The sequence below is a fragment of the Nibrella saemangeumensis genome (assembly GCF_039541915.1).
Classification (GTDB): Bacteria; Bacteroidota; Bacteroidia; order Cytophagales; family Spirosomataceae; genus Nibrella; species Nibrella saemangeumensis.
On the sequence record NZ_BAABHD010000084.1, the window covers coordinates 51,466 to 64,883 of the forward strand.

Here is a 13,418-nt window from a genome sequence, read left to right on the forward strand (position 1 = left end):
ACGAACCGACGAAAACCATGAAAAGTTTCAACTATAAACTACTGCTGACGGTCGCCCTGTTTTCGGTCTTTTCCTGCAAAGACCTGACCGAACTGAACAAGAATCCGAACGGGGTAGACCCGACCAAAGCGAACCCCAACCTGGTACTGTCGACGGTGCTGACCGAAACCGGTAAAGCGTTTGTCGACCTGGGTTACCAGGATATTGCCGGGGTGATGCAGCACACCCAGAAAGACGGCTGGGTGGGTAGCCACAATGAATACGACTGGGGCGGCAGCCAGAGCTGGAGTCGTTACTACGACATTCTGCGCGACAACCAGTTTGTGTATGACCGCTCGGTGCAGCTGGGTTTTGAGCTGCAGCAGGGCATTGCGCTGGTGATGAAGTCGATGGTGTTTGGGCTGATTACCGACCTGTGGGGCGATGCCCCGTACACCAACGCCCTGAAAGGGGCCGACGGGGGAGGGGCCAATACCTTCCCGGTGTTCGATCCCCAGGAAACGATCTACATGGGCATTCTGGCTGATCTGGAAAAAGCCAATACGCTGTTGTCTAAACCGCGGGCCGATTACACCAGCACGGTCGATGCTGCCGATGTCTATTACAACGGTGACCCGGCCAAATGGCGGAAACTGGCCAACTCGCTGGCGCTCCGTTACCTGATGCGGATTTCCAGCAAGAAGCCGGATGTGGCCAAAGCGGGTATTGAAAAGATCGTGGCCACCCCCGCGCAATACCCGTTGATTCTGGCAGCCGCCGATGATGCCGCCATGCCGTTTGCAGGTAACAGCAACAACGACTCCTGGCCGGCCAACACTACCTACGATGCCAGCGCCAGCAACTACCGGCGGCTGAAAATGGCGGCCACGTTCGTTGACGCCTTAAAGGCGCTGAACGACCCGCGACTAGGCGTTTGGGCCAACAAAGTGCAGATACCGCTGGTGGTAGACCCGAGCCTGCCCGCCGGCACCGACAAAATAGAAGGGGGCAAGCGGCTGCTGTCGCCGGATAAGGTAGCCGGTAAGGAAGTCAATACCGATCCCAATTATGTCGGTTTGCCAATCGCCATTATCGGTGGTCCCACGTACAACCTGAGCCCTACGGCCGAACAGGGAGCGAACAATCCGCATGTATCGTGGCTGAACGACATCTATAAGCAGGCAAAAGGACCGCTGCTGAAAGCCCGGCTGGTATCGGCGGCTGAGGTGCGGTTTATTCTGGCCGAAGCCGCGCTGAAAGGCTGGGCCGCCGGCGATGCCAAAGCCCACTATGATGCCGGGGTGAAAGCCTCGCTGGATGCCTGGGGGCTGAGCAGTGCATATAACGCCTATATCGCGCAGAAAAGCGTTGCCTATGCCGGTACGCTTCAGCAGATCATCGAGCAGAAGTGGATCGCCAGCTGGACGGCCGCCACCGAAGCCTGGTTTGATTACCGCCGGACGGGTTTTCCGGACCTGAAAGCCGGTCCGCAGGCTAAGCGGAAGGTATTGCCGGTCCGGTTCTACTATATGCTCGACGAGCGGAATCTGAACAAGGCGAACACCGAAGCGGCCATGAACCGCCTGGAGCAGACGACCTATTCAGAAGCCGACGGCAAAAATAGTCCATGGTCGAAGCCCTGGCTCTTGCAGGGGACGGGTAAACCTTGGTAACTTACTGCTTGAAGGACTACCGCTCGCACCGCTCGCCCGCGATTATATCGCGTGGCGGGCGAGGTGCGCGTCTGTGACGCGATTTTGATTCAGATGAATATTTTCTAATCGCGTCACAGACGCGCACCTCGCCCGTCGCTCGACACAGTCGAGGACGAACAAGAGTCGCTGGCAAGCGGTGCCCAACCCTTAATGGTAATTATGAAAAAGACTTTTGTTATAGTTGCGCTGCTCCTCATCGTAGGCAGCAGCGTTGCCCAATCGCTCCGGGTGGGTGCCGCCATGCGCGTGATCACGCCCAATCCGCTGCTGCCGGTTTCGGGCGGGGTCGGTACGCCGAAAAAGGCGACAGAGAAGAAAGGTGATCTGTTTGCCAGGGCGCTGGTGCTGGAGCAGGGACAAACGCGGATCGCTATCGTCAGCGTGGACAATATCGGCTGGCCGTCGGCGCTGGGCAACAGATCGCGGGCGCTGATCAAAAGTATTCCGCCGGAGAATGTGCTGATCGGGGCTACGCACACCCACAGTGCGCCGGATGCCTACGGCTTTCCCGACCAGAACGGCAACTCGCTGGCTGATCTGGCGTACCTGGACAACTGCGTGAAACTCATTGCCGATGCTGTGAATGAGGCCGTTGGGAAACTGGAACCGGCTTCGCTGAAAATTGCGGTAGGGGAGGCCAAAGGGAAGATCGCTTACAACTACTACGCCGACCAGCTCTACGACCCCCGCTGCGGAGTCATCCAGGCCATCGGTACCGCTGGGAAGAACAAAGGGAAAGCCATCGCCACACTTGTCAATTACGCTATCCATCCGGAGGTACTGGGTTCCGGCAAAGGCATTCTGAGTCCGGATCTGTGCGGCCCCCTGTACGACCGCATCGAAGCCAAAGCCGGTGGTATGGCTATTTTCATGAACGGAGCCCAGGGCGGTATGGTCACGGCCGATGTCCGGCGGGAAAATGGTCAGGAGGCCAATACATGGGAAGAGTGCATCCGGATTGGTGAACTGCTGGCCGACGAAGCCCTGCGGATTGTCAGCACGGCCGAAGTGCTGGAAAATCCGGCGCTCTCCTGTGCGGCCCGTACCGTTGAGTTTCCGGTGGATTCGGAGATGATGCGGTACATCATCAAAAAGTCACCGCTGAAGTTTGAGCTGAGTTCGACCGGTAAAGTGGCCGCGCAGATCAACCTGCTGACCATTGGTCAGGCGCAGGTACTCACCATTCCCGGAGAAGCACTGCCCAACATCGGGTACTACGTCAAGCGACATATGCCGACGAAATATCCGTTCCTGTTCGGTTTAACCAACGATGCTTTTGGGTATATCCTGACCAAAGTAGATTTCAACAGCTTTAAACGTTACGATTACATCAGTCGCACCAGCCTGGGTGAAATGACCGGGGAGATTTATATGGACGCCGTGCTGAAATGGCTGGCCGAAAGCCCCAAACCCGTCACAGCCGCCAAATAGCCCCAAATCGTTAAACTCTTTTTTCCTGTAAACCCTAAATTCCATGACCAGAAGAGTTCTTATGCTAACCGTTCTTTGCACGACGCTGTTCTTTTTCGGATTTGATGCGACGCACCGTGAAGACACCAATCCGGCCAATGCGCTGGAGCATTATCTCAACAACGGTGATAAATCCTTTCAGTGGGAGGTGAAAGATTCGTTTGATGTCGGCGACATCAGGGCGTACAACCTGCTGCTGACCTCGCAGAAATGGCGGGAGCATACCTGGCGGCATCAACTGACCGTGCTGGTGCCAAAAGAGAACAACCACGACGGAGCGTTACTGTTTATCACTGGCGGTTCCAACAAAAGCGAACAGCCCAACTGGAGCACCAACAAGGGCGATGCCATTGCTTTCGGGGCTGTTGCGGCCAAAAACAAAGCCATTGTGGCTGTGCTGCGGCAAACGCCCAACCAGCCGTTCTACGACAACCTGACCGAGGACGCCTTAATTTCGTATACGCTCCACAACTTCCGGAAAGACAATGATTACACCTGGCCGCTGCTGTTCCCGATGGTGAAAAGCGCCGTGCGCGGCATGGACGCCGTGCAGGAGTTTGCGAAACAAAACCTGAACCATACCGTCAACCGCTTTGTGGTATCCGGCGCGTCCAAGCGCGGCTGGACCACCTGGCTGACGGGTGCCATGGACAGCCGCGCGGTGGCTATTGCCCCGATGGTGATCGACATCCTGAACATGCCCAAAAACCTGAAGTATCAGATCGACTCCTGGAACAAGTACAGTGAGCAGATTCAGGATTACGTGGCGCTGGGTCTGACCGAGGCCATGACCTCACCGGGCGGTCGCGCCATTAACCAGATGATCGATCCGTATTCGTACCGGAAGAAGCTGACCCAGCCGAAGATGATCTTTATGGGAACCAACGATGAGTACTGGACGGTGGATGCCATCAAGCACTACTACGACGATATACCGGGTCAGAACCTGATTCATTACGTACCGAACGCGGGCCACGGCCTGGGCGATAAGCGGCAGGCGCTCGAAGGCCTCAGTGCGTTTTTCGGAACGACCATGCTGAAGCAGAATTATCCGGTGTGTCAATGGAATGCCAGCCAGACTAAAGAAGGCGTAAAGCTGTCGGTGAAGACAACGCCCGACCTGTTGGAAGAAGCTATTGTCTGGTCGGCCGATTCAGACGACAAAATATTTCAGGACGAGAAGTGGGAAAGCCGTAGCCTCGGTGCCAGGAACCAGCCGAAAGTGGAGTTTGTGGAACCCTATCCTACATCCGGCTACAAGGCGTTTTATGTCGATCTAAAGTACAAGGCACCCAATGGCGGCACCTATACCGAAAGCACCCGGATGTTTCTGACGGACAATGACGAGGTGTTTTTGAAGTGAGACGTTGGATTTTGGACGTTGGACGTTAGACAAAAAAATATCCAAGTCTAATATCCAGCGTCCAAAATCCAACGTCTTGTGTTACTCAAACCTCCGCTGCGCACCCGTCATCTCCTCGTGGGAATTGATCAGGATCATGGCGAGAATGGCGATGAAGATGACCACAATGGCTAGGCCAGTCGCCCACTTACCCGCTTTGATGCCATGGGGAGAAAAGCCGTGCCGGGCTTTCCCAATCAGCAACCCGATAATGAGCAGGTTCACCAGGTAAATGTACTGCTCCGGCCGGTAGGGGCTCAGAAACGCTCCGGTTATCAGCAGGCTCAGGAGTGTATAGAGGCTAAAATGGCTCAGAAAAAAAAGCCGGATGCCGGTGTAGCTTAGGGAGGCTTGCTCAGCGTAGTATTTCCTGATCCAGATGCCCGCCGTAACTAGGACCAGCGCCATCACCAAAAGTTGCACCGTTTGGGACACGGGCCCGGCATCGCTGCTCAGTAAGGGAGTGAAGGTCTCCATCAGTCGCTTTCGTTCAAATGACTGCTCCCAGACGACGAAGGGGATGACTAACGCCAGCATCAACAGCGGAAAGAGGATGCTGTTTCGTTTTACCTGGTCGGTTGTGGCTGTCGGCCAAAGGGACGTAAAGGTACCGTAGGCCATGCCGACACCGCCGAAGAAGCCAATGGAATATTCCATTACGTTCCAGAAGTTGAAGGGAATGGCGGCTGCATTACCCAACACCTGCAGGAAGTTGCCGAAAGCAAAGCCAAAGCCACCGCCGAGTCCGCCGAAGATCGCGACCCGAAACGCCGAGGATTGATTATGGCGGGCCATGTACCAGCTAAGCGCCAGCGCCATACCCAGACAGGCCGCCCACAACTCAGACCGGGGGGGCGTCATCAGCCAGCCCCACTGCTCAACCAGGAAAAAGTACAGCAGCAAGGCCCCTACCACCAGTTCGATGATGAGCTGGTGCCATTTTACCCGCCTGGCCGGGGAGTCGGAGAGGGCGAGGCCGAAGAGACCACCGCCGAGAAAACCGTGCAGACCACCGACGACAAACAGCATCATCAGCCCGTAATACACATTTCCGAAATCGGTAGCGCGGCCGAATCCAACAATCTTTCCGTAACTCATGATGCCGCCAATGCCCCAGCCCAGCGCAGCGGCCAGCGTGACCTTAAACGCCTTGTTATACCAGTCGGCCCGTTTCGCGATCAGCACGACACTCAGCGCCCCGATGGAGCCCGCCCAGGCCGCACCCTGTTCGTGCCCGAACTGCCCCCGGATGGCCCAGGCCGTTCCTAACGACATACCGGCCAGGAGCAGGCCGGGTAATAGGCGCTTACCGGGCGAGCCTGATTGAACGACTCCCGGATGCGTGCTGGTGATCAGATCATTGGTGTCCATCGCCTATAATACTGAAGATAGGAGCAAAAAGGCTATTTTGGGAGAAACCAACGTGTGTCAATAGTCTATCAGCCGCACACCAGCGTACTACTCACAGCAATACCCAGGTAACCAATGGAACAGAACGTGATCGACTCCTTAGCCATAAACGGTGGTGCAAAGACCATTATCCGAAGCTTTCCCTGGCCGGTCTACGACGAAAGCGACGTGCAGGCCGTGGCCGATATTGTCCGCAGCGGCAAATGGGGTGACCCCGACTGCGCCGACCGGGTCGAAGCCTTCGAGCGGGCCTTTGCCGACTATTGCGGCACCCGGTACGCCGTCACCTGCGTCAACGGCTCGGTTTCGCTGCGACTGGCCCTGATGGCCTGTGGCGTCAAACCGGGCGATGAGGTAATTGTGCCGCCTTACACGTTTATCGCCACAGCCTCAACCGTGCTGGAGGTGAACTGCGTGCCGGTGTTTGTCGATATCGATCCGGATACTTACAACCTCGATCCCGCAGCCATTGAAGCCGCTATTACCGAACGCACCCGCGTGATTGTGCCGGTGCATTTTGCCGGGCAGGCCTGCGATATGGACGCCATCATGGCCATTGCCCGCCGGCATAAACTGCGGGTAATCGAGGATGCCGCCCACGGCCATGGTGCAGAGTACAGGGGCAGAAAGTTGGGGAGCATAGGCGATGTGGGTAGTTTCAGCTTTCAGTCGTCTAAGAACCTGACCAGTGGTGAAGGCGGCATTGTCGTTACCAACGACGAAGCACTCTACCGCATGATGGCCTCGCTGCGCAACGTCGGCCGGATTGAAGGCGGGCAGTGGTACGACCATTACAACCCCGGCTGCAACTACCGCATCACCCAGATGCAGGCCGTGCTGCTTTCGCAACAACTGAAACGACTGGAAGAACAGACCCGAATCCGCGACGCCAACGGCCGGTTGCTGAACGAACTGCTCAGCGGCATCGACGGCATCACGCCCATGCGTCGGGACCTCGGCGAAACGCTCCACTGCTATCACCTCTACATGTTCCGCTACGACCCGGCTGCGTTTGGGCAGTTGCCGAAGCAGCGGTTCGTAGAGATGCTGGCGGCCGAAGGCGTTCCCTGCTCGGCCGGATACCCGCACCCACTTTACAGACAACCGCTCTTTCAGCAGAAGAACTTCATGTGCTACGCCATTCCGGAGACGGTGGATTACAGCCAGGTCTACTGCCCGGTAGCCGAGCAGGCCTGCCGCGACGAAGCCGTCTGGATCTTTCAGCACGCCATGCTGGGTACGGCGGCCGATATGGAGTTGTTTGCGGAGGCTATCCGTAAGATTCAGCGGGTGGTGGCCTGAAGAGCATAAGAGAAATACGATTTTATCAAATGATAACGACTCTCCGCTGTTAGACTCCCACCTTTGTCTCATTACATCACTGAAACAGTTTTAACGATGAGACGGCTAATGTTTGGAGTAACGGTCCTGGTATCGCTGACTACGAAAGCGCAGGCGAACGAAGCGTACGTGACAACACTAATTGACAACAAAGGCGATAAGTTGTTTTCCACGATTTATCCCAATCCAACCAAAGAAACCATCCTCCTGCTGCACGGAGGGCCAGGTTTCCCGAGCGATCTACTGGAGGTCGTTGATAGTCTGAAAGAGAACTTTCAGGTCATCACCTTTCACCAGAGGGGCACCCGCAACTCGCCCTGCGTCAGCAAAGACTATTCGATGGATGCCTATGTAAGCGATGTAGACGCCATCCGGGCGTATTACCACCTCGACAAGTTTCATCTGTGGGGCCACTCGTGGGGCGGCCTGTATGCGCAGATCTACGCCGACAAGCACCCCGAAAACCTGCTGAGCCTGTTTCTGTGCTGCCCGGGTTCAGGTACCAATGCCGAATGGCAACAGACCGAGAAAGAGGTCATGGCGCTCAACAAATCCAAATGTACGGCCTGGCAGTGGACCGCTATGGGCTGGAACAACCTGCTGGGCATGCTGGGTAGCGATAAAGCCTACAGCCGCCTGTTTACCCAGGTGATGAAGAACTATAACGATGAGTTCATCGATACCGATCATCTGGACATCGACTTTGATAATCTGAAAGCGGAGCCGATCAACAAAACCAGACCGGAAATTATAAAGTATCCGCGTCTGGCCAGGCAGGAAACTCCCGGCTACAAGATCACGATCGTGTACGGCGATCAGGATATTTACCAGACGAGCAAAGACTTCGTCATCAACCGGTATCCGACCGCCACCGTCATGACCATTAAAAACAGCGGCCATATTCCCTGGCTGCACAACCCGACCGATTATAAAGCTATATTGAAAGGGCATTACGAATAGGCAAATATTCCACGGTTCCACACATGGTCACCGGGTGATTAAGGGAAATGAAATTCTACGATGAAAGCCTTTACGAAAACCAGATATGGCGGGCCGGACGTACTTCAACTGGAAGAGGTAGCCAGGCCGTCGGTGAAGGATAACCACATCCTGGTGAATGTTAAAGCCAACTCAGCCAATCCCGCCGACTGGCATATTCTTCGGGGCAAACCGTTGTTCGCCCGGTTCACGTTCGGCTTGCTCAAACCCAGCGATAAAATTCTGGGGGCCGATTTTGCCGGTGTTGTAGAAGCAGTAGGCAACAATGTAACGCATTTTAAAGCCGGTGATCGGGTATTTGGCGAGACCCTCAAAGGCGGGGCTTTTGCTGAGTACACCTGTGTAGCCGCCAGTGTGTGTGGCCTCATGCCGGAAGGAGCCGGTTTTACTGAGATGGCCAGTGTTCCCATCGCCGGGGTAACGGCATTGCAGGCGCTTACTAAGCATGGGCAGCTCAAAAAGGGTGAGTCGGTTTTGATCAACGGTGCTTCAGGGGGTGTCGGACATTTTGCGGTGCAGCTTGCCAAAGCCTACGGGGCTACCGTAACCGCTGTCTGTTCCAGTAGAAACAGTGACTTTGTAAGGGCCTTAGGGGCCGATCAGGTTATTGCCTACGATACCGAAAGCATTCATCACCACCAGGGACGATACGACCTCGTGGTTGACACGCACGGCAATCTGACGTACCAGGATTACAAACGCATGGGGCAACGGGGTGTCACCGTCGGTTTCACCACCATAGGCCATATGGTTACGCTGCTTGCAAACGCAGCGGTTGGTAAATTCCCCCTGGCGCAGTTCACGGCCGAAGCTAATACGACCGATTTAGAAACACTGGCTGCGTTAATCCAGCGTGGTGACATCAAGGTTCATATTGAGAAAACGTATTCATACAAAGAAATTCCGGAAGCCATTCGCTATATTGAAGCCATGCATACAAGGGGAAAAGTGGCGATGGTTTGGGAAGGATAGCAACCAGGCAAACACCCTCCATATGAAACGATTCTTTTGGTTAACGGCTTTTGTATCGTCAGCCCTATGTTGTCATGGACAGCCCTCTGCCCGGATAGAAGCTGAAATTAGACAATTGGAACAAACCGTTGTGACGGCAATTTTGAATGCGGACACTACGACCCTGAAGCAAGTCTGGGTCCCGGAGTTTCTGGTAAATAATCCCAGAAACGATATTTCTGTCAACCGGGCTGCTGTACTGCAGACGCAAAAAGCCGGCCTGATTAATTATAGCACGTTTGACCGGGTGATTGAGCAGATGCAGGTTCAGGGAGATGTTGTGATTACAATGGGGCACGAGACGTTTGTATCCCGAAATGACATACCTGGTGCTAAGGCAGGGCAGCCCTATAAAAGACGATTCACGAATATCTGGATGAAGAAAAAAGGCAAGTGGCAGCAGATTGCCAGACATGCTTCGATCATATGCCAGTAGCGGTATCTTTAAAATTCTTAATAATGCGAAAACTCATTCTGCAGGTAGCTGTTAGCCTGGACGGCTTTATTGAAGGCCCAAACGGCGAATTCGACTGGTGCTTCACCGACCAGGATTACGGAATGACTGCCTTTTTTGAGCGGATCGATAGTGTCTTTTATGGGCGTAAGTCGTACGAGCTTACCGTATCTATGGCAGACTCCATGGACAACGGAGCGCTGCCCGATTTCCCAAAACTGCAGGAATACGTTTTCTCCAACACCTTACCCGAAGTAAAGCCGGGCGTCATCCTCATAAACGGAGATATAGAAACTGAAGTGAGACGGATAAAAAATGAACCCGGTAAGGACATCTGGCTTTTTGGAGGGGCAAGCCTGACGGCCTCCCTGATGGCTTTGGGTCTGGTCGACGAAATTTCACTGGCCGTTCATCCCAATCTACTAGGTTCTGGTAAACCACTGTTTGGCCCACTAACCAAACGAATGCCCCTAACCCTGCTGGACACAAAAACCTACTCCTCCGGACTGGTGTCCCTGACCTACGCTCTGACCTAAGACGCAACGCACAATTGGTAGATCGAATGACTCGACAGCGAATGACCTCCCTAAAATGCTTCGCCTTGCTGATTCTGCTTGCGTTTACAAGCTGTAGTATTGTTTCATGTCAGTCAAAACGATCAGCGTCTCAGGAAGCCGACGATCAGGTACAGTCGTTGCGGGAGGAGTACCGGCGAAACCCTCCTGAGCGTAAGGGCTACGTGAATAATTACGAAAATCTATACACGGACAAAGAAGAAAAAACGCTGGATAGCCTGCTTGCGTTATTTACGGAAAAGACAACCATAGAAATTGCGGTTTTTACCATCGATACGGTAATGACCGAGCGGGACAGCCTGGACGCGTTTACCCTGCGGGTAGCCAATACCTGGGGCGTTGGGCAAACCGGGAAAAACAAGGGCGTTGTGATAGGAATCAGCCGGGGCCACAAAAGGATGAGGATACAAAACGGATATGGGATTGAGAAACTTATCTCGGACGCTGAAACGAAGCTCATTGTCGACACCGCCTTTCTGCCTTTTTTCCGAAAAGACCTCTATTTTGAGGGAACCCGGAATGGCTTAGCGGTGCTAATGGCTACCCTCGAAGGCAGATCTCAACCGGTCAATTCTTAATTGGTTCTTCTCCGGCTATGAGCCTTATAAACAAGGCCCAGGCTGGCGGCCAATACCCGTTTTATCAACAACCGCCCTTTCAGCAGAAGAACCTCAGATGCTACGGCTATGCTGTCAATATAGCCAATTGAACATGCAAATTCAGAAGGCCATATGACTCCTTAAATCTGAAAAAGGCGTAACTTACCCACAGGTATTACGCAATTGCTGTAGTGCTAATTTAAATAAGCACTACACTTAAAGTGCAGTCTGTTCTTTTTAAAGTGCAAATTAATGCAAAAGGTACGACCGCCCGGTGGCCCGGAAAACTTTCGCATATTTACGAGTTGCCTGCAAAGCAGCGTGAGAGTGTAAGCAGACAAAATCTGTTAACTTTGAAAACAATCTTTTGAGCATGACCCGACAAGCAATCATAGAACGGACGTTAAAGGCAATCAATCAGTTGCCGGAAGAAAAAGCGGAGGAAATCTCTGATTTTGCCGAATTCATGATGAGACAATACGAGGAGCAACAAATCTCAAAAGGCATTCAGTGGCTGACTGCTAACAGCCAGGCGTTTGACTTTTTAAATGACGAAGAAGACCTCTACACAGAAGAGGACTTAAAAGAAAAGTACAATGGCTAAAGGCGACATTGTACTCATCACCTTTCCTTTTACAGAATTAAGCGGCTCTAAACTGAGACCAGCCGTCGTTCTTGCTGACACGAGCCTTGACCTGACGGTCTGCTTCATCACGACACAATTGGGTTGGCAGGAAGCGACAGACGTTTTGCTGACACCGAGTGCAACAAATGGCTTGCGTAAACCTTCACTCATCCGGACAAAGAAAATTGCAACATTAGACAAAGCCTTAGCCAAAGGGCTGTTGGGCAGACTTTCCGGACAGGAAGTGAGTGAATTGAACACAAAACTCAAGCAGTTTTTGCAGCTACCTTGACGAGAAGCACATGCAGGCAACATGGGGCTTTGTGCAATAGCGGGGCAACGAAACGCAGCATCAACTTTTCGTTCGCTGTTCATCTGCAGTTTCGGCTGAGCAAACGCAGGTGGACGACAGAAATAAACATCAACTTTTGTGCATTTATCACCAGCGGTTCGGGGCAGACGGAACACGGAATACCGCTACTGCACAAAGCCCTATTCGTTAGAGGCAATTTTTCGAGATACTAATTCCTCACGACTGATTAAACATCAAAGGAAATATTGACATGGGTGAGAGTAATAAAGCCATTTTAGAAAGAGCAAACGCAGCGATCACGAAAGGCGATAATGAGGGCTTTCTTTCTTTTTGCACTGAAGACACCGAATGGGTATTTATAGGTGATAAAGTTCTACGGGGCAAGGATGCTGTTCGACACTACATGGCAATGGCTTATGTGGAGCCTCCAAGGTTTGTAGTTGAAAATTTGATTGCTGAAGGTGATTTTGTTACCGCAATTGGCACAATTAGAATGAAGAACGAACAGGGCAAGATGGTTGACTATTCCTACTGTGACATATGGCGATTTCGTGATGGCAAGATGGCTGAATTGAAAGCATTTGTCATAGAAACCAAGCCAAAGTGAAGATCACAAAATGAGGAGAGACGAATAACATGGCAAATCCACAAGATAATGTAGTATGGATAACGGGTGCTTCATCCGGCCTTGGTAAATTTATGGCTCTTGAATGGGCAAGATTAGGCTATAAAGTAGGTCTTTCCTCCAGGCGTAAAGAATTATTGGATAAAGTAGCAGACGATATTCGGCACTCCGGTGGGGAAGCACTGGTGATACCGTGTGATATAATGGATGAAACCTCTATAGAAAATGCAGTCCAACAAATCATTTCAGCCTGGGGGCGTTTGGATGTTGTTATAGCGAATGCCGGCTTTGGTGTTTTTGGCAGTGTGGAAAAACTAACCGCCAACGACTGGAACAGACAATTACAGGGCAATGTTACAGGATTAGCCTTAACGGTTAAATACGCCCTGCCACACTTAAAGAAGACCGAGGGAAGGATTGGTTTAGTAGGTAGTGTGGGTGCATATCTCCCTAGCCCAAATCTAGGCGCATACGGTGCTTCAAAAGCTGCCGTACACTCCATTGGTCAGACGTTGCAGGTTGAATTAATGGGTACCGGTGTGAGTTGTACCACGTTGCATCCCGGATTTGTGGTTTCGGAAATTGCCAGAATTGATAATGACGGCGTTTGGCATCCTGAACGTCCGGACCCACGTCCATCAAAGTTAATGTGGCCTACTGATAAAGCGGCAAAAGTCATGGTAAAGGCTATGATAAATCGAAAGAGAACGTATGTGTTCACTACACACGGCAAACTATTTGTATGGTTGCAACGATGGTCTCCTGGGTTGATGCGATTTATACTGTCAAAAGGCCCAAAACCAGATTCCTAACTAAAGCGAAGCCGAACGCACAACCCCGATTTTGCGCCAGGCGGGCTGACGTGCAAATTTGAAGCTTTGTGCTCTGAATTCCTGGACA

At 52.7% G+C, this 13,418-nt stretch carries 14 protein-coding genes; 13 read left to right on the forward strand and 1 reads right to left on the reverse strand.

Annotation, left to right across the window (positions count from 1 at the left end; translation table 11 throughout):
• Positions 1-17: 17 nt before the first annotated feature.
• The 3 genes from ABD949_RS27950 (at position 18) to ABD949_RS27960 (ending at position 4,527) form a co-directional block, all read left to right on the forward strand.
• Positions 18-1,652, forward strand: a complete 1,635-nt coding sequence (locus ABD949_RS27950) for a SusD/RagB family nutrient-binding outer membrane lipoprotein (protein WP_345249346.1) — start codon at positions 18-20, stop codon at positions 1,650-1,652.
• A 201-nt stretch (positions 1,653-1,853) separates the two neighbouring features.
• Positions 1,854-3,125: a hypothetical protein gene (locus ABD949_RS27955; RefSeq protein ID WP_345249348.1), complete on the forward strand. Its 1,272-nt coding sequence runs from the start codon at positions 1,854-1,856 to the stop codon at positions 3,123-3,125.
• Between the two features lie 43 nt (positions 3,126-3,168).
• Entirely contained in the window at positions 3,169-4,527 is a 1,359-nt protein-coding gene (locus ABD949_RS27960) for a PhoPQ-activated pathogenicity-related family protein (RefSeq protein ID WP_345249350.1), read from the forward strand.
• Positions 4,528-4,608: 81 nt separating this feature from the next.
• Here the strand turns inward: ABD949_RS27960 and ABD949_RS27965 are convergent, their stop codons facing one another.
• On the reverse strand, positions 4,609-5,937 hold the full coding sequence (locus tag ABD949_RS27965) for a hypothetical protein (RefSeq protein WP_345249352.1): 1,329 nt from the start codon (positions 5,935-5,937) through the stop codon (positions 4,609-4,611).
• Positions 5,938-6,051: 114 nt separating this feature from the next.
• Here ABD949_RS27965 and ABD949_RS27970 point away from each other — a divergent pair, with 114 nt between their 5' ends.
• The 10 genes from ABD949_RS27970 (at position 6,052) to ABD949_RS28015 (ending at position 13,330) form a co-directional block, all read left to right on the forward strand.
• Positions 6,052-7,278, forward strand: a complete 1,227-nt coding sequence (locus ABD949_RS27970) for a DegT/DnrJ/EryC1/StrS family aminotransferase (RefSeq protein ID WP_345249354.1) — start codon at positions 6,052-6,054, stop codon at positions 7,276-7,278.
• 96 nt (positions 7,279-7,374) lie between these two features.
• Positions 7,375-8,277 (forward strand): alpha/beta fold hydrolase, encoded by a 903-nt coding sequence (locus ABD949_RS27975; protein WP_345249356.1) that lies wholly within the window; start codon positions 7,375-7,377, stop codon positions 8,275-8,277.
• Between the two features lie 60 nt (positions 8,278-8,337).
• Positions 8,338-9,288: an NAD(P)-dependent alcohol dehydrogenase gene (locus tag ABD949_RS27980; RefSeq protein WP_345249358.1), complete on the forward strand. Its 951-nt coding sequence runs from the start codon at positions 8,338-8,340 to the stop codon at positions 9,286-9,288.
• A 22-nt stretch (positions 9,289-9,310) separates the two neighbouring features.
• A complete protein-coding gene (locus ABD949_RS27985; RefSeq protein WP_345249360.1) occupies positions 9,311-9,763 on the forward strand; it encodes a nuclear transport factor 2 family protein in 453 nt (150 codons plus the stop codon).
• A 23-nt stretch (positions 9,764-9,786) separates the two neighbouring features.
• A complete protein-coding gene (locus ABD949_RS27990; protein ID WP_345249362.1) occupies positions 9,787-10,317 on the forward strand; it encodes a dihydrofolate reductase family protein in 531 nt (176 codons plus the stop codon).
• 41 nt (positions 10,318-10,358) lie between these two features.
• A complete protein-coding gene (locus tag ABD949_RS27995) occupies positions 10,359-10,934 on the forward strand; it encodes a TPM domain-containing protein (protein ID WP_345249364.1) in 576 nt (191 codons plus the stop codon).
• 394 nt (positions 10,935-11,328) lie between these two features.
• Entirely contained in the window at positions 11,329-11,559 is a 231-nt protein-coding gene (locus ABD949_RS28000; RefSeq protein ID WP_345249366.1) for a DUF2281 domain-containing protein, read from the forward strand.
• Positions 11,552-11,872, forward strand: coding sequence for a type II toxin-antitoxin system PemK/MazF family toxin (locus tag ABD949_RS28005; RefSeq protein ID WP_345249368.1), 321 nt, complete (start codon positions 11,552-11,554; stop codon positions 11,870-11,872). Before ABD949_RS28000 ends, ABD949_RS28005 begins: the two co-directional genes overlap by 8 nt.
• 271 nt (positions 11,873-12,143) lie before the next feature.
• Positions 12,144-12,500, forward strand: a complete 357-nt coding sequence (locus ABD949_RS28010; protein WP_345249370.1) for a nuclear transport factor 2 family protein — start codon at positions 12,144-12,146, stop codon at positions 12,498-12,500.
• A gap of 29 nt (positions 12,501-12,529) precedes the next feature.
• On the forward strand, positions 12,530-13,330 hold the full coding sequence (locus tag ABD949_RS28015) for an SDR family NAD(P)-dependent oxidoreductase (protein WP_345249372.1): 801 nt from the start codon (positions 12,530-12,532) through the stop codon (positions 13,328-13,330).
• Positions 13,331-13,418: the final 88 nt, after the last annotated feature.